Source organism: uncultured Paracoccus sp., assembly GCF_945915435.1.
Lineage (GTDB): Bacteria > Pseudomonadota > Alphaproteobacteria > Rhodobacterales > Rhodobacteraceae > Paracoccus.
The window spans coordinates 13609-30841 of sequence record NZ_CAMEFG010000036.1 but is presented as its reverse complement, the minus strand read 5'-3'; the positions used below and the strand labels follow the sequence as shown (position 1 = coordinate 30841).

General features: G+C 70.3%; 16 protein-coding genes, 1 pseudogene and 1 riboswitch. Of the genes and pseudogenes, 5 read left to right on the top strand and 12 right to left on the bottom strand.

The features are described from left to right. The first annotated feature begins 129 nt into the window (after positions 1-129). Complete coding sequence (locus Q0O97_RS12440) at positions 130-921, top strand: hypothetical protein (RefSeq protein ID WP_294929616.1); 792 nt, start codon at positions 130-132, stop codon at positions 919-921. 9 nt (positions 922-930) lie between these two features. Here the strand turns inward: Q0O97_RS12440 and cobF are convergent, their stop codons facing one another. From cobF to cbiE, 5 genes are read right to left on the bottom strand one after another with little or no spacing between them, the layout of a single operon-like run. Then, the gene (cobF, locus tag Q0O97_RS12435; RefSeq protein WP_294929614.1) at positions 931-1671 is read right to left on the bottom strand and encodes a precorrin-6A synthase (deacetylating); all 741 of its coding nucleotides are present in this window, start codon (positions 1669-1671) and stop codon (positions 931-933) included. Next, on the bottom strand, positions 1664-2971 hold the full coding sequence (locus Q0O97_RS12430) for a cobyrinate a,c-diamide synthase (protein WP_294929611.1): 1308 nt from the start codon (positions 2969-2971) through the stop codon (positions 1664-1666). The genes cobF and Q0O97_RS12430 overlap by 8 nt, the downstream gene beginning before the upstream one ends. Further along, positions 2968-3768, bottom strand: coding sequence for a precorrin-4 C(11)-methyltransferase (gene cobM, locus Q0O97_RS12425; protein WP_294929608.1), 801 nt, complete (start codon positions 3766-3768; stop codon positions 2968-2970). The genes Q0O97_RS12430 and cobM overlap by 4 nt, the downstream gene beginning before the upstream one ends. Continuing rightward, a complete protein-coding gene (locus Q0O97_RS12420; RefSeq protein WP_294929605.1) occupies positions 3765-4124 on the bottom strand; it encodes a cobalamin biosynthesis protein in 360 nt (119 codons plus the stop codon). The genes cobM and Q0O97_RS12420 overlap by 4 nt, the downstream gene beginning before the upstream one ends. Beyond that, a complete protein-coding gene (gene cbiE, locus Q0O97_RS12415; RefSeq protein WP_294929602.1) occupies positions 4121-5281 on the bottom strand; it encodes a precorrin-6y C5,15-methyltransferase (decarboxylating) subunit CbiE in 1161 nt (386 codons plus the stop codon). Before cbiE ends, Q0O97_RS12420 begins: the two co-directional genes overlap by 4 nt. Here cbiE and Q0O97_RS12410 point away from each other — a divergent pair. Continuing rightward, positions 5280-6026, top strand: coding sequence for a cobalt-precorrin-6A reductase (locus tag Q0O97_RS12410; protein ID WP_294929599.1), 747 nt, complete (start codon positions 5280-5282; stop codon positions 6024-6026). The genes cbiE and Q0O97_RS12410 overlap by 2 nt on opposite strands. On the opposite strand, the gene cobJ is transcribed toward Q0O97_RS12410, so the two are convergent. The 7 genes and pseudogenes from cobJ to Q0O97_RS12375 all read right to left on the bottom strand — a co-directional run bounded on the left by cobJ (position 5996) and on the right by Q0O97_RS12375 (position 13651). Next, positions 5996-6736: a precorrin-3B C(17)-methyltransferase gene (cobJ, locus tag Q0O97_RS12405; RefSeq protein ID WP_294929596.1), complete on the bottom strand. Its 741-nt coding sequence runs from the start codon at positions 6734-6736 to the stop codon at positions 5996-5998. The two genes, Q0O97_RS12410 and cobJ, sit on opposite strands and share 31 nt — an antisense overlap. Then, positions 6733-7488, bottom strand: a complete 756-nt coding sequence (gene cobI, locus Q0O97_RS12400) for a precorrin-2 C(20)-methyltransferase (protein WP_294929592.1) — start codon at positions 7486-7488, stop codon at positions 6733-6735. The genes cobJ and cobI overlap by 4 nt, the downstream gene beginning before the upstream one ends. Beyond that, on the bottom strand, positions 7485-8114 hold the full coding sequence (locus Q0O97_RS12395; RefSeq protein ID WP_294929646.1) for a precorrin-8X methylmutase: 630 nt from the start codon (positions 8112-8114) through the stop codon (positions 7485-7487). Before Q0O97_RS12395 ends, cobI begins: the two co-directional genes overlap by 4 nt. 813 nt (positions 8115-8927) lie before the next feature. Further along, positions 8928-9110: pseudogene (locus Q0O97_RS12390) on the bottom strand (precorrin-3B synthase); the annotation flags it as partial. A 34-nt stretch (positions 9111-9144) separates the two neighbouring features. After that, the gene (gene cobN / locus Q0O97_RS12385; protein ID WP_294929590.1) at positions 9145-12276 is read right to left on the bottom strand and encodes a cobaltochelatase subunit CobN; all 3132 of its coding nucleotides are present in this window, start codon (positions 12274-12276) and stop codon (positions 9145-9147) included. Continuing rightward, positions 12276-13286, bottom strand: a complete 1011-nt coding sequence (cobW, locus tag Q0O97_RS12380; protein ID WP_294929587.1) for a cobalamin biosynthesis protein CobW — start codon at positions 13284-13286, stop codon at positions 12276-12278. The genes cobN and cobW overlap by 1 nt, the downstream gene beginning before the upstream one ends. Then, entirely contained in the window at positions 13283-13651 is a 369-nt protein-coding gene (locus tag Q0O97_RS12375; RefSeq protein WP_294929584.1) for a DUF1636 domain-containing protein, read from the bottom strand. The genes cobW and Q0O97_RS12375 overlap by 4 nt, the downstream gene beginning before the upstream one ends. A gap of 90 nt (positions 13652-13741) precedes the next feature. Next, positions 13742-13938: riboswitch (cobalamin riboswitch) on the bottom strand. 94 nt (positions 13939-14032) lie between these two features. On the opposite strand from Q0O97_RS12375, the gene cobO reads away from it, so the two are divergent. The 3 genes from cobO to Q0O97_RS12360 are packed head-to-tail and all read left to right on the top strand — an operon-like array spanning position 14033 to position 17118. After that, the gene (gene cobO / locus Q0O97_RS12370) at positions 14033-14647 is read left to right on the top strand and encodes a cob(I)yrinic acid a,c-diamide adenosyltransferase (protein ID WP_294929581.1); all 615 of its coding nucleotides are present in this window, start codon (positions 14033-14035) and stop codon (positions 14645-14647) included. Beyond that, the gene (locus Q0O97_RS12365; RefSeq protein ID WP_294929578.1) at positions 14647-16119 is read left to right on the top strand and encodes a cobyric acid synthase; all 1473 of its coding nucleotides are present in this window, start codon (positions 14647-14649) and stop codon (positions 16117-16119) included. Before cobO ends, Q0O97_RS12365 begins: the two co-directional genes overlap by 1 nt. A gap of 39 nt (positions 16120-16158) precedes the next feature. Continuing rightward, on the top strand, positions 16159-17118 hold the full coding sequence (locus Q0O97_RS12360; RefSeq protein WP_294929575.1) for a LysR family transcriptional regulator: 960 nt from the start codon (positions 16159-16161) through the stop codon (positions 17116-17118). Positions 17119-17233: the final 115 nt, after the last annotated feature.

Genomic DNA, 17233 nt, shown 5'->3' with positions numbered 1-17233 from the left:
GCCCAAAATCGACGCCCGGCCGCGCTTCGGCGCGCTGACGGGCCGCCAGGATGGCGCAGGCGCAACTTCCTTGCCGGAGCCGCCGCCTTGATGGTGGTTCCGGGCTTTGTCAACGCTCAGGGGACACGGATGAACAGCATCTTTCGCACCGACGACCCGACCGAAACCCTGCATCGCTATGTCGCCCTGCTGCGCGCCCGGCCCGAACCCGCGCAGCACAACGCCGACATGGCCGCGCTGGCCGCGCGCGATCCGGTCGCCCTGTGGATCGCGGTGGACGCCGTGCTGCCCGAGGGGGCGAATGTCGATTCGGCGGCACGGGCAGAGCAGATCTCTGCGCTGGCCGGACGCCTGTGGGGAACGCTTTCGGACGGCGACCGCGACCATATCCGCGCCTTGTCCGAAGCCGCCGCACACAGCCGCGCGGATGGCTACGGGGCGGCGATGGCCCTTGCGGAAAGCTGGGATACATGGTTCGACGCCGACCGCTTCTTCGACCAGATCGAGGAAATCTCGCGCGCGCTGCCCCCGGTCCGGGCGGATGGCGATTTCGATGCCTGGGCTGCGTGGCGCGTGCCGGTGTCCTCGCTTTCCCTTGCGTTGGGATACGAGGGCCATATGCCCACCCCGCCCGAGGGCGAGGCGGATGCGGCAGCGGTGACGCCCTATCTGTTCGGCGCACCGAAGGGATTGGCGGAACGTCTGGCGCAGCGGTTCGAGACCTCGCCCATCACCGACAGCCTGCTGCTGGCCTGGCTTTATGTGCCCGGTTTCGAGACCTACCTGGCCTATGGCGACCTGCCCGAAAGCCTGCCCGGTCCGGTCGCCGAAGCCTCTCCGCGCCTTGCCGCGGCCTATCGCAACGTCAATGCCCAGCAGATGGCCGAATTCGCCGCCCGGGAAGAGGAAATGATGCAATAGCCGCGCCGGTCAGGGCGTGCGCGTGGTCAGCAGGTAGATGTCCATGATCCAGCCATGCCGCGCGCGCAGTTCCTTGCGAAGCGCCAGGATTTCGCCGCGCCGCTTGGCCAGCGGACCGTGGACCAGCATTTCTTGCGGCATACCCAGGTAGGCGCCCCAGAAGATATGCGCGGAAACCTTGCAGCCTTCCAGCGCATGGCCGTCGTCCAGCATGACGACGACGCTTTCGAACCCCTCGGGCCAGCCGCGCGCGGTCAGTTGGCGCGCGGGCATGATCGCCACGGGCGACGAGACATGGTTGAGCGGAATCCCATGCGCCGCCGCCAGCACCGACACCGCCGAGACGCCGGGCACCACGCGCAGGGCCATCTCCGGGTCCAGCCGCCGCGCGATGCGGATCGTGCTGTCGTAAAGCGCCGGGTCGCCCCAGACCAGCAGCGCGACGTGGCGGCAGTCGGGGAATGCGGCCATCGCCTCGGTCCAGGCCCGCGCGATCCGTCGGTGCCAGTCGTCAACCGCGTCCAGGTAGTCGCCGCCCCGTTCCCGCCGGGGCATGGCGAAGCTGGCGATCCGGGGCCTCTGCGCGCCCAGGTGGCGGGCAAGGATTTGTTCGCGGACCTGCGCAAGCTGCGGCTTTTCCGGCTTTTCGGGCAGCAGGATCAGGTCGGCCCCTTGCAGCGCGGCGATGCCTTGCAGGGTCATGTGATCGGGATTGCCGCAGCCGATGCCGACAAGGGTGATCTCACGCATCCTGACCCGCCGCGATCATGTGGAAAAAGCTGCCGGTGACCGCCCCGCGCCGCGATCCGGTCTGCGCCGCCTGCGCGCCGGTCGCGTCATGGACCTGCGCCAGCGGCGGGTCGGGTTGGGCGAGGATGGTGGAATAGTGAAACTCGTGCCCCAGCAATTCGCTGCCTGCCGGGATCGCGCCGATGGGACCGTCCAGCCGCGCGCGGCGATAGCCCAGGTTCAGGCGACGCCGCGCGAAAGAGGTTTCCAGCCCCAGCAGCCCGGCCATCCGATGGGTCGCGCCCTCGGCATCGGTCAGGCTGCGCCCCAGCACCATGTAGCCGCCGCATTCGCCGTGGACAGGGCGGGTGCGGGCAAAGTCGCGCAGCCCTTGCAGGAAGGTTCCGGCGGCGGCGATCCGGCCCGCGTGCAGTTCGGGATAACCGCCGGGCAGCCAGACCATGTCCGCCTCGGGCGGGGGCTGGTCGGCCAGCGGCGAGAAAAAGGAAAACTCGGCCCCCGCGTCCCGCCACAGGTGCAGAAGATGGGGATAGATGAAGGAAAACGCCTGATCCCGCGCGATCGCGATACGCTGCGCCGGGGGCGTCAGCCGGGGCAGCACGGCGGGTTCGGGTCGCCCCGCCGCCGCCGCGATCAGCGCATCCAGATCGACATGTTCGGCCAGCATTCGTGCGTAATCGGTGATTGCGGCCTCAAGCGAGGGATGCTCGACCGCCTGCACAAGGCCCAGGTGACGCTCGGCCAGCGCGAGGTCCTTGCGCCGGGGCAGGCAGCCGAAAACCGGCATGTCCAGATCGTCGAAGGCCGCGCGCAACAGCCGCTCGTGCCGGGGCGAGGCGACGCGGTTCAGGATGACGCCCGCGAAGGGCAGCGCCGGGTCCAGCCGCGCAAAGCCAAGCGCCACCGCCGCCGCCGATTGCGCCTGCCCCGAGGTGTCGATGACCAGCACGACTGGCCAGCCGGTTTCGACCGCGATGCTGGCGCTGGACCCGTTCGAGAAGGCCCCCGCCTGCTGCACCCCGTCGAAAAGCCCCATCGAGCCTTCGGCCAGCGCCAGGTCGGCGTCTTTCGCCAGCCCGACCAGCCCGGACAGCAGGCCGCGCCCCATCGCCCATCCATCCAGGTTGCTCGATTGCCGCCCCGAGGCCGCGAGGTGAAAGGCCGGGTCGATGTAATCCGGGCCGCATTTGAAGGGCTGCACCGACAGCCCCCGGTCGCGAAGGGCGCGCAGCAGCCCCAGCATCACCGTGGTCTTGCCCGTCCCCGAGGCGGGCGCGGCGATCAGCAGGCCCCGCGTCATTGCCCGCCCTCGGGGAAGCGCGGCGCGGGGCCGACGGGGCGGAAACGGCGGTCGTAATCGCCGGCGTAAAGGCGGCTTTCGCCGAAGCCTTGGTCCAGTTCGCCGGGCGGGGCCAATGTCCCGCCGATCAGGATCAGCGCCGTGCGCGAGGCGCCGCGTGCGGCCAGTTCGGCCAATTCGTCCAGCCTGCCGCGCTCGATCTGCTGATCGGGCCAGCTTGCGCGCCAGACCACGGCGACCGGGCAATCGGGACCGTAGAAGGGCAGCAGCCTGTCGCGCACCTGCTCCGCGACATGGATCGACAGATGGACCGCCAGCGTCGCGCGGCTTGCGGCGAAAGCCTCCAGCGTTTCCGTCGCAGGCATTGCGCTGGCCCGGCCCGAGGTCCGCGTCAGCACCAGCGATTGCGCCTGTCCGGGCAGCGTCAGTTCCGCCCCAAGGGCGGCGGCGGCGGCGGCGAAGGCGGGCACGCCGGGGGTGATGTCATAGGGGATCGCCAGCGCCCGCAGACGGCGAAGCTGCTCGCCCATCGCCGACCAGACCGACAGATCGCCCGAATGCAGCCGCGCCACGTCCTGCCCCGAAGCATGGGCCTCGGCGATCTCGGCCATGATCTGGTCCAGCGACAGCGGCGCGGTGTTGACGATGCGCGCCCCTTGGGGGCAATGGGTCAGCACCTCGGGTGGGATCAGCGATCCGGCATAAAGACAGACGGGGCTGGCGGCGATCAGGTCTCGCGCGCGCAGGGTCAGCAGATCGGGCGCGCCGGGTCCGGCGCCGATGAAATGCACGGTCATGGCTGCTCCTTGGAGGCAAAGGCGATGGTGGCGGCCCCGCCGGGCAGGACAAGGCGCGGGCCGTGCAGGGTGGCGCCGGGACCGGCGGCAACCAGCGCCGCCGCCTCGGCCAGCGATCCGGTGGCGAAAAGCGCGAGTTGGCGCGGCGATTGCGTCGGGGTGGCGATGCCCTGAATGGCCGCGCGGGGCAGGGCGGTGATGCTTAGCCCGCGTATCCCGGCGGCGTGGCGCAGGGCGGGCAGCGCGGCCTTGCCCTCCAGCGTGGCGATGCCCGCCAGCGGCGCCGGGGCAAGGTCCAGGGCCGCAAGGATGTCGCGCGCCGTGGCGGTTTCGCGCAGGCCGACCCCGGCGATCATGGCAGGCTCCATTGCACGACGGGGCGGGCGGGGACCCAAGCCTGTGCGCGGCCAAGGGGGCGGGCCTGCGCGATCTCGACCCGCAGCAATTGGCCGCCGTGGTGAGCGTGGAGGCTGGCCAGCAGATGCTCGGTTTCCAGCGTGACGGCGTTGACGGTCAGCCGGGCGTGGGGAGCGTGGCGGCGGATCTCATCAAACAGCGCGCGAGAAAAGCCGCCGCCCACAAAGACCGCATCGGGCGCGGGCAGGTCGGGAATGGCTGCGGCATGGTCGGAGGTGACGGCCCGCATCCGCCCTTGCAGCCCGAAATCCGCGATATTGGCGGCGATGGCGGCGCAGCGGTCGGCGCGGGCCTCGACCGCGACGGCGTGCCCGCCGAGGCGGCACCATTCCACCGCGACGGATCCCGACCCCGCGCCCAGATCCCACAGCATTTCCCCGGCCCGAGGCGCCAGCGCGGCCAGCGTGATCGCGCGCACCTGGGGCTTGGTGATCTGGCCGTCGTGGCGATAGCTGTCCGCCGGGCGGCCCGGCGCGGGGCTTGGCGCATCGGCCTGCGTGACATGGACCGCCAACGAAACCGGCGCGTCGTAGCTGGCGGCGGGATCGTAGGGGCGGATGCGTTCCGCCGGGCCGCCCAGATGCTCGCAGACTGTCAGCCGGGCAACGATGCCGCGTCCGGCCAGCCAGCGCGCCAGGTCGTGGATCGCCGCCCCGTCGCGCATCAGCGCGATCAGCCGCGCGTCCGTGGTCAGATCGCCCGCGACGGTTTCCGGCGGCGCGGCATGCAGGGCGCGGCAAAGGCAGCCCTCCAGCGGCCAGCCCAGCCGGTTCGCCGCCAGCGAGAAGGTCGAGGGTGCGGGCAGGCTGCGCCATTCGCCGGGGTCCAGATGCGCGGCAAGGCTGCTGCCCGCGCCGTGGTGGAACGGATCGCCCGAGGCCAGCACCACGACGCGCCGCCCCCGCGCCTCAAGCACCGGCGCGACCGAGAAGGGGCGCGGCCATTCGCGGCCCCGTTCGCCCGCGCCCGCCAGCATCAGGTGACGCGGCCCGCCGAAGATGATATCGGCATCCTTCAGGGCGGCGCGGGCGGCGGCACCCAGCCCGTCCGGCCCGTCCTCCTGCATACCGATGATGGTCAGCCACGGAGAGCCCATGTCACGCATCCTTTTGCTGGGCGGCACGAGTGAGGCGGGCGCGCTGGCCCATGCGCTGGCCGGGGCCGGGCGCGATGCGGTCTATTCCTATGCGGGCGCGGTGGCGCAGCCGCGTCCGCAACCTCTGCCCACGCGGATCGGCGGTTTCGGCGGTGCCGGGGGCATGGCGGCGTGGTGCCGCGACCACGGCATCGGGGCCATCGTGGACGCGACCCATCCCTTCGCCGCGCGGATCAGCGCCAATGCCCATGACGCCGCCGCGCGGCTTGGCCTGCCGCTGCTGGCGCTGGAGCGGCCCGCATGGCAGGCGCAGCCCGGCGACCGCTGGACCGAGGTGCCCGACATGGCCGCCGCCGCCCGCAGCCTGCAAGGCGACCGCGTCTTTCTGGCGATCGGGCGCAATGAACTGGCCGCCTTCTGCGGCTGCCCGCAGCATTTCCTGCTGCGCCTTGCCGATGCGCCTGCCGCCCCGCCCTTGCCCGGCGCGGATGTGATCGTGGCACGTGGTCCCTTCCGGCTGGCCGACGATCTGACCCTGATGCGCGCGCAGGGCATCGACTGCGTGGTCAGCAAGAATTCGGGCGGTGAGGGCGCCCATGCCAAGATCGAGGCGGCGCGCATCCTCGGCCTGCCGGTGGTCATGGTCGCGCGCCCCGTGCTGCCTGCCCGCCCCACGGCCCGGACGGTGGATCAGGCGATGGCGTGGCTGGACGTTCATGCGCCCGCCCATGATCGCGGCGTATAGGTCCAGCCGCCGACGCGCCGGGTCTGCGGATTGCCGATCAGCACGACGGTGCGCATGTCGGCCATGTCCTCGCGCGCCTCGGCCAGCGTCGTGACGGTGATCGCCTCCTCGGGGGTGGAAACCGCGCGGGCGAAGATCACGATCCGTTCCGGCTCGCATGTCTCGCGCAGGACGGCCAGCGCGCGGGCGAAGCCGTCGGGGCGGGCGGGGGATCGCGGGTTGTAGAACCCCATCGCGAAACCGCCAAGCGCCGCGTGGCGGATGCGATGCGCGATCACCCCGGCGGGCTTGAGGTTGTCCGACAGGTTGATGGCGCAGAAATCGTGCCCCAGCGGCGCGCCGCAACGCGCGGCGGCGGCCAGCATGGCGGTGATGCCGGGGATGACCTCGATCCGGGGGGGCTCGGCGGTGGGGACGCTTTCCAGCGCCTCGAAAACGGCGGCGGCCATGGCAAAGACCCCTGGATCGCCGGACGAGACCACCACGACCCGCGCGCCCCCCTGCGCCAGCGCGATGGCATGGCGGGCGCGGTCCAGTTCCTCGCGGTTGTCCGAGGGGTGCAGCCGCAGGCCGGGGCGCGCGGGGATGCGCGCGACATAGGGCTGATAGCCCAGGATATCGGTGGCCTGCGCCAGCGCGGCCTGCGCATCGGGGGCCATCAGGCCGGGCGCACCGGGACCAAGCCCGACGATGGACAGCCGCCCCGTCATTCGGCCGCCCCGGCCAGCGGGCGGCGGCCATTGCCGTGCAGGATGACGGTCGCGAAATAGGGGCAGTCGTCGCCCGCATCGCCAAGCCGCGCGATGCGCTGGCCGGGCATGGTGCCCTCGATGCACAGCCATGCGTCGGCGATGCGTCCTGCGCCGATGACGGCGGCGCGGATGCGCGACAGGTTGCGGCCCGTCTTCATGATGACGGCGGCGTCGCAGTCGCGCAGCCGGCGCGTCAGTTCGGCCTGTTCCAGCGTGCCGGGCAGGACCGTCAGCACGTCGTCGCCCCATGTGACCGGGCGGCCCGTCGCGGTCCAGCAGCCCGACATGCCGGTGATGCCGGGGATCACCTCGATCCGGGCGCGGGTTTGCAGGCGCAGGTGCAGATGCATGAAGGAGCCGTAGAAGAACGGGTCGCCCTCGCACAGCACGACGACATCCTCGGACCGGGCGAGTGTGGCGATGCGGTCGGCCCAATCGTCGTAGAACCGCGCCAGCAACCCGCGATATTCGTCCGAACCGAAGGGCAGTTCGGTCGTGACGGGATATTCCATCGCATGTTCGGTGGAGCCCTGGGGGATCAGCCCCTCGGCGATGGTGCGCGCGCGGCCCGCACGGCCCTTCTTGCGGAAAAAGGCGATGTGACGGGCATTGCCGATGGCACGGGCGGCGCGCAGGCTGATGAGGTCGGGCGCCCCCGGACCCAGGCCCGCGCAGATCACGCGGCCCGCGAGGTGGTCCTGCCCGCTCATTCCTTGTCCGATCCAAGCGCGTTGACGGCGGCGACGGTGACGGCCGAGCCGCCGAGCCGCCCCTGCACGACCATCGCGGGGACGGGGGGCGCGGCGATCAGCGCCGCTTTCGATTCCGCCGCGCCGACAAAGCCCACGGGGCAGCCGATGATCGCCGCCGGGCGCGGGCAATCGGGGTCGGCCAGCATGTTCAGCAGGTGAAACAGCGCCGTCGGCGCATTGCCGATGGCGACCACCGCGCCCGCCAGGCGGGGCCGCCACAGCTCCAGCGCGGCGGCGGATCGGGTGTTGCTCATCGCGCGGGCCATCATCGGCACCTCCAGGTCGTGCAGGGTGCAGATCACTGCGTTGCCTGCGGGCAGCCGGGCCCGCGTGATCCCTTCCGACACCATGCGCGCGTCGCACAGGATGGGCGCGCCCGCCCGCAGGGCCGCGATGGCCGCGCCGGTGAAATCGGGGGTAAAGCGGATGTCGCGTTCCAGCCCGACCAGCCCGGCGGCGTGGATCATGCGCACGGCCACGCGCTCTTCTTCGGGGGTGAAGCGGGCGAGGTCGGCCTCGGCGCGGATGGTGGCAAAGGACTGGCGATAGATCGCCTGCCCGTCGGTTTCGTATTCGTGCGGCATGGTGCGTGCGGATTTCCTTGTCAGGTGGGTGCCCTTGCGGGCAAGGTCGAAGCCCTGCATCCCCGCCGTCAGCGTATATGTGGCGGGATGATCGGGGCGGGCGCAATGCTTGGGACAGCCCGAGACATGCAGGCTTGTCCCCGGCGGCAGCAGCGGCGCCAGCGCGCGGGCAAGGGGGCGGGTCGGCGCATGGGCCTGCGCGCAGCCCGGCGCGCCCACGCAGGCGGCCATGCGCAGCAGGCTGTCGTTTGGCTCGAGGATCAGGCCGGGTTCGGCCACGGCGCGGTCCAGCCCGACCATGCGCCAGGGTGTCAGCGTGACCGGGCCGGTTGCCGCGATCCGGTCCAGCAGGGCGGCGTCCAGCGCGCCGAAGGGCAGGGCGTGCAGGATCCGGGGACCGAAGGGACCGGGTGCGGGCTGCACCGCGGGGTTGGGCGTTTCGGTTTCGCCAAGCCGGGCCGTCCAGTCCCGCATCCGTCCCCGCCCGCCCTGGACCCCTTTGGCCACGAAGCGCGACAGCAGCGCGTCCAGCACCTGAGGCAGGGTCGTGCGGGTGACGGCCAGGCCGCGCTCGCGCCCCGCCAGGCGCAGGATCAGACCCGATGCGGCCCGTTCCACATGCAGGTCCGCCCCGGCCCTTGCCAGCAGCCGCACCGGGCCGCAATCGACGGCCAGCCCGAATTTGGCGGGCAATCCGGGATGGCGGGCCATCACCTGCGCCAGTTGCCGGGCCAGGCCGCCCTCGTCCAGCCAGGGCGCCAGCAGCACCGCCGCCAACGTGCCTTGCTGATGCAGGTCCAGCGCCGCGATCTCGGCCTGCGCCTGTGCCAGCCGATCGTCCGCCACCCCGCGCAGTTGCAGCGATCCGCGGCTGGTCAGTTCCAGCCGCCCGTTCCCCAGCCGGGCCGAGATATCCGCGATCGCCCGCGCCTGCCCGCTTTCAAGGTGCCCGCCAAGGGGTTTCAGCCGGAGCAGCCAGCCGTCGCCCGTGCGCATCGGGCGGTCGGGGGCGGGGCACCAGCCCTTGATGCTATAGGGCGGCATTCAGCTCTCCGATCCGGGTCAGCAGCGCATTGTGACGCGAGGGCCACAGCCCTTCATCCCGCGCCATGTTCAGCGCCTGCAACAGCGCACCAAGCGCCTGCGGGTTCTGCTCGCGCAGGAAGTCCAGCACCTCGTCGTCCAGCAGCGTGGCCTGCGCGATGCTGTCCAGCAGAGGCGGCGGCACCCGGCCCGTCAGCCGGGCGAAGGCGACCAGGTGGCGCGTGCCGGCGGCGATTTCCGCCGCGCCGCGCGGCCCGTGGCGCATCATGGCCAGGATCCAGTCGCGGGCGGCGGCGCGCGACCAGGTGATGCGCGCCAGTTCGGCGCCCAGTTCGCGCATGGTCACCCGCTCGGCGCGGGTATTGTCGAAGTGATAAAGCGGCGCGTCGCGGCCCATCTCGCGCAGGGCGGCGGCGATTCCGCCGATATGGGCGGCGTAATCCTCGGACATGAGCAGGTCGGTTTCGGGCAGGTCCTGCGTATGGACATGCGCCGAAAGCCCGCCCAGCCTGTCGCGCAGCGCCTGCCCGGCGGGCCGCGCGGGGTCGCTGCCGTCATGGGCGAAACCGCCGTTCGCCAGCCATGCGCCCGCGACCGCCTTGGGCGCGGTCTCGATGTCGATGCCGGTGCCATAGACGCCTTCAGGCGGGCCGAAGACGCGCGGTTCCGCGCTTAGATAAGGATTGTCTGCGGCGCTTTCCTCGCGCCGCGCCAGCATGTTGCAGCCAAGCGTGAACAACCGGATCAGCACCGGGAAGCTGTCGCGGAACAGCCCCGAGATCTTGAGGCTGACCCCCACGCGCGGGCGGCCCAGTTCGGCCAGCGGCACCACCTCGATCCCGTTCACGCGGCCCGTGCCGGGGTCGCGCAGCGCCCGCAGCCCGGCCAGCGCCAGCGCCATCGCCAGGTCCTCGCCCCCCGTGCGCATGGTGGCCGAACCCCACAGGTCCACCATCACCTCGCGCGGGTAATCGCCGTGGTCCTGCAAATAGCCGCGGATCAGCTCATCCGCCATCATCCGGCCCTTGGCCTCGGATTCCGGGGCGGGCAGGGCGCGGGGATCGACGGCGAAAAGGTTGCGCCCCGTGGGCAGCACGTCGCCCGCGCCACGCCACGGGCTGCCGGACGGGCCCGGTGCGACATGGCGCCCGGCCAGCGCGGCATCCAGCCCGGCCCATTCGCCGGGGGCCTCGCCCCAGACATGCAGCCCGTCGCTGTAGCGGCTTTCCTTCAACTCGCAGACGAAACGGTCGAGCGCGCTGAGCGCCTCGAAATCATCGCCCTGGATGCCGAGGCTGCCCATCAGGCCAAGCGCCCGCGCCTCGTCCGCGATCATGGCGGCAAGGCGGTCGCGCCGCGCCGGGTCGATGCCGTCGGCGGTCGAGTAGCGGTCCAGCATCTGTTCGAGGTTGACGAATTTCTCGGGCAGTTGCGCGGGGGCCAAGGGCGGCGGCATGTGTCCCGGTGTCACCGCGCCAAGGCGGCGGCGGGCCTGCGCGGCCTCGCCCGGATCGTTGACGATGAAGGGGTAGATGACGGGCAAGGGACCCGCCAGCGCCTCGGGCCAGCAGGCGGCGGATTGCGCTGCCGCCTTGCCGGGCAGCCATTCCAGCGTGCCATGCGCGCCGATATGGACGATTGCGCCGATGCGAGAGGCGCGCAGCCACAGATAAAAGGCGACATAGGCATGGCGCGGCGGCGCGGTCAGGTCGTGATAGCCGCTCTCTCGATCCTCGGCCCGGCCCCGTTCGGGTTGCAGCGCGACGATATGGGGACCGCAGCGCAGCGCGTGGAAGCGGATGCGCCCGGCGTCGATCTGCGGGTCGTTTTCGGGCGGCCCCCATGCGTCGTGCAGCGCCTCGTGCAGGGGGCGGGGCAGGGATTCCAGCGCGCGCAGGTAATCGGCCAGCGGCCAGTCCAGCCCCCCTTGCCTCAGCCCGCGCGCCAGATCGGGCGGCTCGTGGCCCAGATGGCGCAGCATCGCCTGCGCCGAGGCGGTCGCGTCCAGCCCGACGGCATGGGCGTCCAGCCACGGCTTGCCCGGATAGGTGGACAGCACCAACGCCAGCGGGGGGCGGTCGCGCAGGCGCAGCCATGCCGTCACCCGGTCCGCCAGCGCCGCGATCCGGTCGGGCAGGGGCTTGTGGCGCAACGGCGCGAACTCAAGCGCCGGGTCCGCCGCCCCCTGATCCTTGACCGAGACGATCTGCGCCGGGATGCGCCCGTCTACCTCGGGCAGCACGACATGCATCGCCAGATCGGCGGGCGAGAGGCCGCGCCCGTCCTGCCGCCACAGCCGTTCCGGCGCGGTCGAGACCACGGCCTGAAACACCGGCGGCCCGGATCGCAGCGGACAGTTGCCATCACCCGTCGAAAAGCCGGTGGTGTTGACCACGGCCAGCGGCGGGTTCGCGGCAAAGGCGTCGCGCAGGAAGGACTGCGCCTCGGGCGATTTCAGACTGGGCAGGAAGATGCCCCGCGCCTGTATCCCGCGCTGCGCGAAGGCTGCGATCAACGCGCGGATGGGGGCGATGTCGCCCGCCAGCATCCACGACCGATAGAAGGGGATCGCGATCCATTCGCCCGTGGGTGGCCCGTCCAGCCAGCCGACCTGCGGCAGCGGCGCGGGATCGGTCGCCGGCATCCCGGCCAGCAGGCGCAGCGCGGTCCCCGCCGCCTCGTGCCCGCCTTGCGCGCAAAGGCGGTTGAGCCGGTCCCACAGCGCGCCGTCCACGGTCGAGAGTTCGCGCAGCCGCTGGTCCTCGGTCCCGTCGCCGGGCAGCAGCGCCAGCCGGATGCCGCGCCTGCGCGCCAGGTCCTGCAACTGCATGACGCCGTGCTGCCAGTAATTCGCGCCGCCGATCAGCCGCACCAGCACGGCGCGCGCGCCTGAAAGCGTCGCATCGACATATTGATCGACCGAGACCGGATGCATCAGCCGCGCAATCTGCGCCAGCCGCAGCGAAGGCAACCCGCCATCCCGCCGCCACCCTTCCGCGAAAGCGGCCAGATCGCTGTCGGAAAGCGACAGCACCACCAGATCCGCGGGCGTCTGCCCCAGATCCTGCGGTGTCGCGGCCTCTTCCAGCCCGCCGCTTTCGCGAAAGAGGATATGCATCAGCCCGCCAGCGCCCGCCGGATCGCAGGCTCGTCGATGTCGTGGTGCTCGGCGATGACGACCAGACGCGAGGCGCGGGGGCCTTGCCAGGGCTGGTCGTATTGCTGGCGCACCCGCGCGCCCACGGCCTGCACCAGCAGGCGCATCGGCTTGCCCGCGACGGCGACATGGCCCTTGACGCGCAGGATGCGGTTCTCGCGCGCCAGCCGCTCGATCCGCGCGACCAGATCGGCGGGGTCGGCGATTTCGGGCAGGTCGATCACCACGCTGTCGAAATCGTCGTGTTCATGATCGTCGGCCCCGTCGTGATGCGAGGGGCGGGCGTCCAGGTCCGCCTCGGCTTCGGCCCCCAGCCCCAGGATGATGCGGGGATCGACGACGCCATCCGCGACCTCGATCACCGGCAGGTCGCGATGGGCGATGGCGGCCAGCTTGTCGCGCGCGGTGCGGCGGGTTTCGGCATCGGCCAGATCGGCCTTGGTCAGCAGGATGATGTCGGCGCAATTGACCTGATCCTCGAAGACCTCGGCCAGCGGGCTGTCGTGGTCCGCGCCTTCGCCCTGCGCCTGTCCTTCATCGAAATTGCCCGCCGCCAGCGCCTCGGCATCGGCCAGCGCGATCACGCCGTCCACGGTGATGCGCGAACGCACGGCGGGCCAGTCGAAGGCGCGCAGAAGCGGCTTGGGCAGGGCCAGCCCCGAAGTCTCGATCAGGATATGATCGGGCGGCTGGGGCAGGGCCAGCAATTGCTCCATCGCCGGGATGAAGTCGTCGGCGACCGTGCAGCAGATGCAGCCGTTCGCCAGTTCGAGGATATTGTTGTCGGGACAATCGGGATTGGCGCAGGATTTCAGGATCTCGCCATCCACCCCCGCCGTGCCGAATTCGTTGACCAGAACCGCCAGCCTGCGGCCGCCCGCATTGGCGATCAGATGCCGGATCAGCGTGGTCTTTCCGGCGCCGAGAAAGCCGGTAACGACGGTAACCGGAGTCTTGGAAAGCGTGCTCATATGTCTTCCTTTGCAGGCAGAGGGGGGATTCTTGCGATGGTGTTCTTGCGAAACAGCGCGGACCGTTCGCGCCACGGCACCACCCCGTCCGCGCTTGCGGCGAACTGCCGGGCCATGCCCAGCACTTCGTCCGCATCCTGCGGGGTCAGCCCGCCCTGCACATAGGTCCATGATCCGGGGCGCGACAGGGCGACGGCGCAGCCGCGCGCGCAGGCCGAGAGGCATGACACCGGCACCAGTCGGACGTTCTCGGGCAGGTTGCAGGCGCTGACGGCGGCCAGTAGGCGCTGGCCGGGAACGATGCCGTCGTCGGGCACGGGCTGGCCCATGCGGCAGGTCTGGCAAAGGTAGAGCGTGGTCTCCAAGTCGCGCCTTTCGGTTTGGAACGGGCGCGGTCGGCGGCAGGCGGCGCATCGGATGCGGCATCTGCACCCCACCACGGAACACCCCGTCCGTCATCGGTCATCTGGCAAGGCAGGTTTCCCGGCTTGCGGATCTCGGGGCCTTGGCCCCTTCGCTTTTGCGGCCTTCCCAGGGTGTCCCCCAGTGGCGTGCGAAGCTCTCCGGTCACGGTCGCGGGGGCGGCTGCGCTTGGTTGGCGCATTCCCTCTTAGCCTGCGTCGCCGCAGGAACCATTGCCTGTCCGTCATGCCGCCAAGCAGGACGCAAAGTCAAGTCGCCGCTTGCGCAAGGGTGCGGTGCGCGCTTAGCTGCGGGCGCAGGCGCGGCAGCGAAAGGGGGATGCAATGCAAAATGACAAGAATAGCAAACAGCATGCTGAAAAAATGCAGAAAATAAAGAATGCGCGTGACCGGATGAATGCCGACCGGCAGGACGAAAAAGGACTGATCGTCGTCCATACCGGGCCGGGCAAGGGCAAATCCTCGTCCGCCTTCGGGATGGTCATGCGTGCCATCGCCCATGAAATGCCTTGCGCGGTCGTGCAATTCATCAAGGGCGGGCGCGAAACCGGCGAGCGTCGCCTGCTGACCCGGCATTTCCCCGGCCTGTGCCAGTTTTACACGATGGGCGAAGGGTTTACATGGGAAACCCAAGACCGCGACCGCGACATCGCCGCCGCCCGCGCCGGTTGGGAAAAGGCGAAGGAGTTGATCCGCGATCCGAAGATCAGGCTGGTTCTGCTGGACGAAATCAACATCGCCCTGCGCTACGATTACCTGGATATCGCCGAGGTCTGTGCCTTTTTGCAGGGCGAGAAGCCCCCGATGACCCATGTGATCCTGACCGGGCGCAACGCCAAGCCGGAACTGATCGAGATGGCCGATCTGGTGACCGAGATGGGGCTGGTCAAGCATCCGTGGCGTGCGGGCATCAAGGCGCAGCCGGGTATCGAGTTCTGATGCCGGGCCTGATGATCCAGGGCACCGGCTCGAATGTGGGCAAGTCCCTGGTGGTCGCGGGCCTGTGCCGGGCGCTGCGCCTGCGCGGGCTGAGTGTCGCACCCTTCAAGCCGCAGAACATGTCCAACAATGCCGCCGTGACCGCTGACGGGGGTGAAATCGGGCGCGCACAGGCCCTGCAAGCCCGCGCCGCCGGGCTGGCGCCGCATAGCGACATGAACCCCGTGCTGCTCAAGCCCGAATCCGAGACGGGATCGCAGGTGATCGTTCAGGGCAGGCGGATCGGCACCTTCAAGGCGCGCGACTACTGGCGGCGCAAGGCCGGGTTGATGGATGCCGTCATGGACAGCTACCGCCGCCTGGAAGCCGCCCACGACCTGGTCGTGATCGAAGGCGCGGGCAGCGCGGCAGAGGTCAACCTGCGCGCCCATGACATCGCCAACATGGGCTTTGCCGAGGCGACGGGCGTGCCGGTGATCCTGCTGGGCGACATCGACCGCGGTGGCGTGATCGCGCAGATCGTGGGCACGAAGGCGGTGATCGAGCCTGCCGATGCCGCGCGCATTCATGGATTTATTATCAATCGCTTCCGAGGTGATCTTGATCTTTTTTCTGAAGGGCATGATCTGATCGAAACCCGCACCGGCTGGCCCGGCATGGGCATCCTGCCCGCGTTTGACCGTGCCCACCTGCTGCCGGCCGAGGACGCGCAGGACATCCGCTCCCGCAGCACCGGCGAAGGGATCACCGTGGCCTGGCTGGTGCTATCTCGGGTCGCGAATTTCGACGACCTCGATCCGCTGGCGGCGGAGCCGGGCGTCAGGCTGCTGCCGGTCCATCCCGGCCAGCCGATTCCGGCGAATGCCGATCTGGTGATCGTCCCCGGCACCAAGTCCACGCGGGGCGATCTGGCCTTCCTGCGCGCGCAGGGCTGGGACATCGACCTGCTGGCCCATCACCGGCGCGGCGGGCGCATCCTCGGGATCTGCGGCGGTTATCAGATGCTGGGCCTTGGCATCGCCGACCCTTGGGGGATCGAAGGTCCGCCCGGCCGGGTCGAGGGGCTGGGGCTGTTGCAGGTCGAAACGGTGATGGAAGGCGACAAGACGCTGCGGCAGGTCCGCGCCGCGCATGAGGCCTCGGCCAGCGCCATGACGGGTTATGAGATCCATATGGGCCGCACCGACGGTCCCGATTGCCGGCGTCCTTTCGCGCGGGTGGATGGCCGGGCCGAGGGCGCGATTTCCGCCGACGGGCTGGTGCAGGGCACCTATCTGCACGGGCTGTTCTGCGGCGACGGCTTTCGCCGCGCGTGGTTGGGGGCGATGGGCGCGGGGTCGGACCTGAACCACGGGGCGCAGGTCGAACAGGTTCTGGACGAACTGGCCGGGCTGATCGAGACCCACCTGGATCTGGACCGGATGCTGGCGCTGGCCTTCGGCCGCGAAAAACGCCCCCCATCTGCCGGTTAGGCAGTTGCGAAGGCCGCCCGGCCCGCTATCCTTGCCGCCATGCGCTATTCGCTGGACGAGATGGATACATTCCTGGCGGTGATGGAACTGGGGACGGTGACCGCCGCCGCTGCCCGGCTGAACCTGTCGAAATCGGTGGTCAGCAAGCGAATCTCGGACCTGGAAGCCAACCTGGGGGCCGCGCTGTTCTTGCGCAACGCGGGCCGTATCACGCCCACCGACACCGCTCTGCGCCTGGCCGAGGGCCTGCGTCCCGCCCTGGCCGGGCTGCGCGCCGCCGCCGAAGGCGCGATCGTGGAAGCACGCGGCAGCACGCAGCTGCGCGGCAGGCTGTCGATCTCGGTCCCGATGACATTGGGGCGCCTCTATCTTGGCCCGATCCTCGCGCGTTTTGCGCAGGCGCACCCGGAACTGGACCTGCTGATCGATTACGAGGATCGCGCCCGCGACCTGATCCACGACCGGCTGGACGCCGCCGTCCGCGTCGGACGCATGCGCGACACCGCCCTGATGTCGCGCAAGATCTGCGAGGATCGGCAGATCGCCTGCGCCAGCCCCGATTACATCGCCCGCCACGGCGCGCCGCGGGATCTGGCCGACCTGCGCAACCACCGCACCATCGGCTACAGCCATGTCGCGGATGGGCGCATGTGGCAGCCCGGCAATGGCGCCGACCGCGTCAACGTGCCCATCGCAAGCCGCATCACCGTGAACAATGGCGAGGCGATCCGCGATTTCGTCCTGGCGGGGCTTGGTCTTGGCACGATGCCGGGCTTCATCTGCCTGCCGGATATTCGTGCGGGCAGGCTGGTGCGCGTCCTGCCCGAGCTGGATCACCGGCCCTTGCCCATTGCCGTGGTCTGGCCGCCGGTCAACCCGATGCCGATGAAGCTGCGCGCGCTGATCGATTGCCTTCTGGCCGAACTGGGCGGCACCCCGCCGTGGGAGCGTTCCCGAGACGGCGATTCGGACCGATTCCCTTTCCAGCCAGAAAAGTAAACAAATGATTACACGCCAAGGCCAAATATCCGCTCTGGTTGTGGGAATGTCAGGAAAACACCGGGAAATTCCCGGCGCCGGATACAGCCCTGGGTAGATCCTTCGGGTGTAAAAG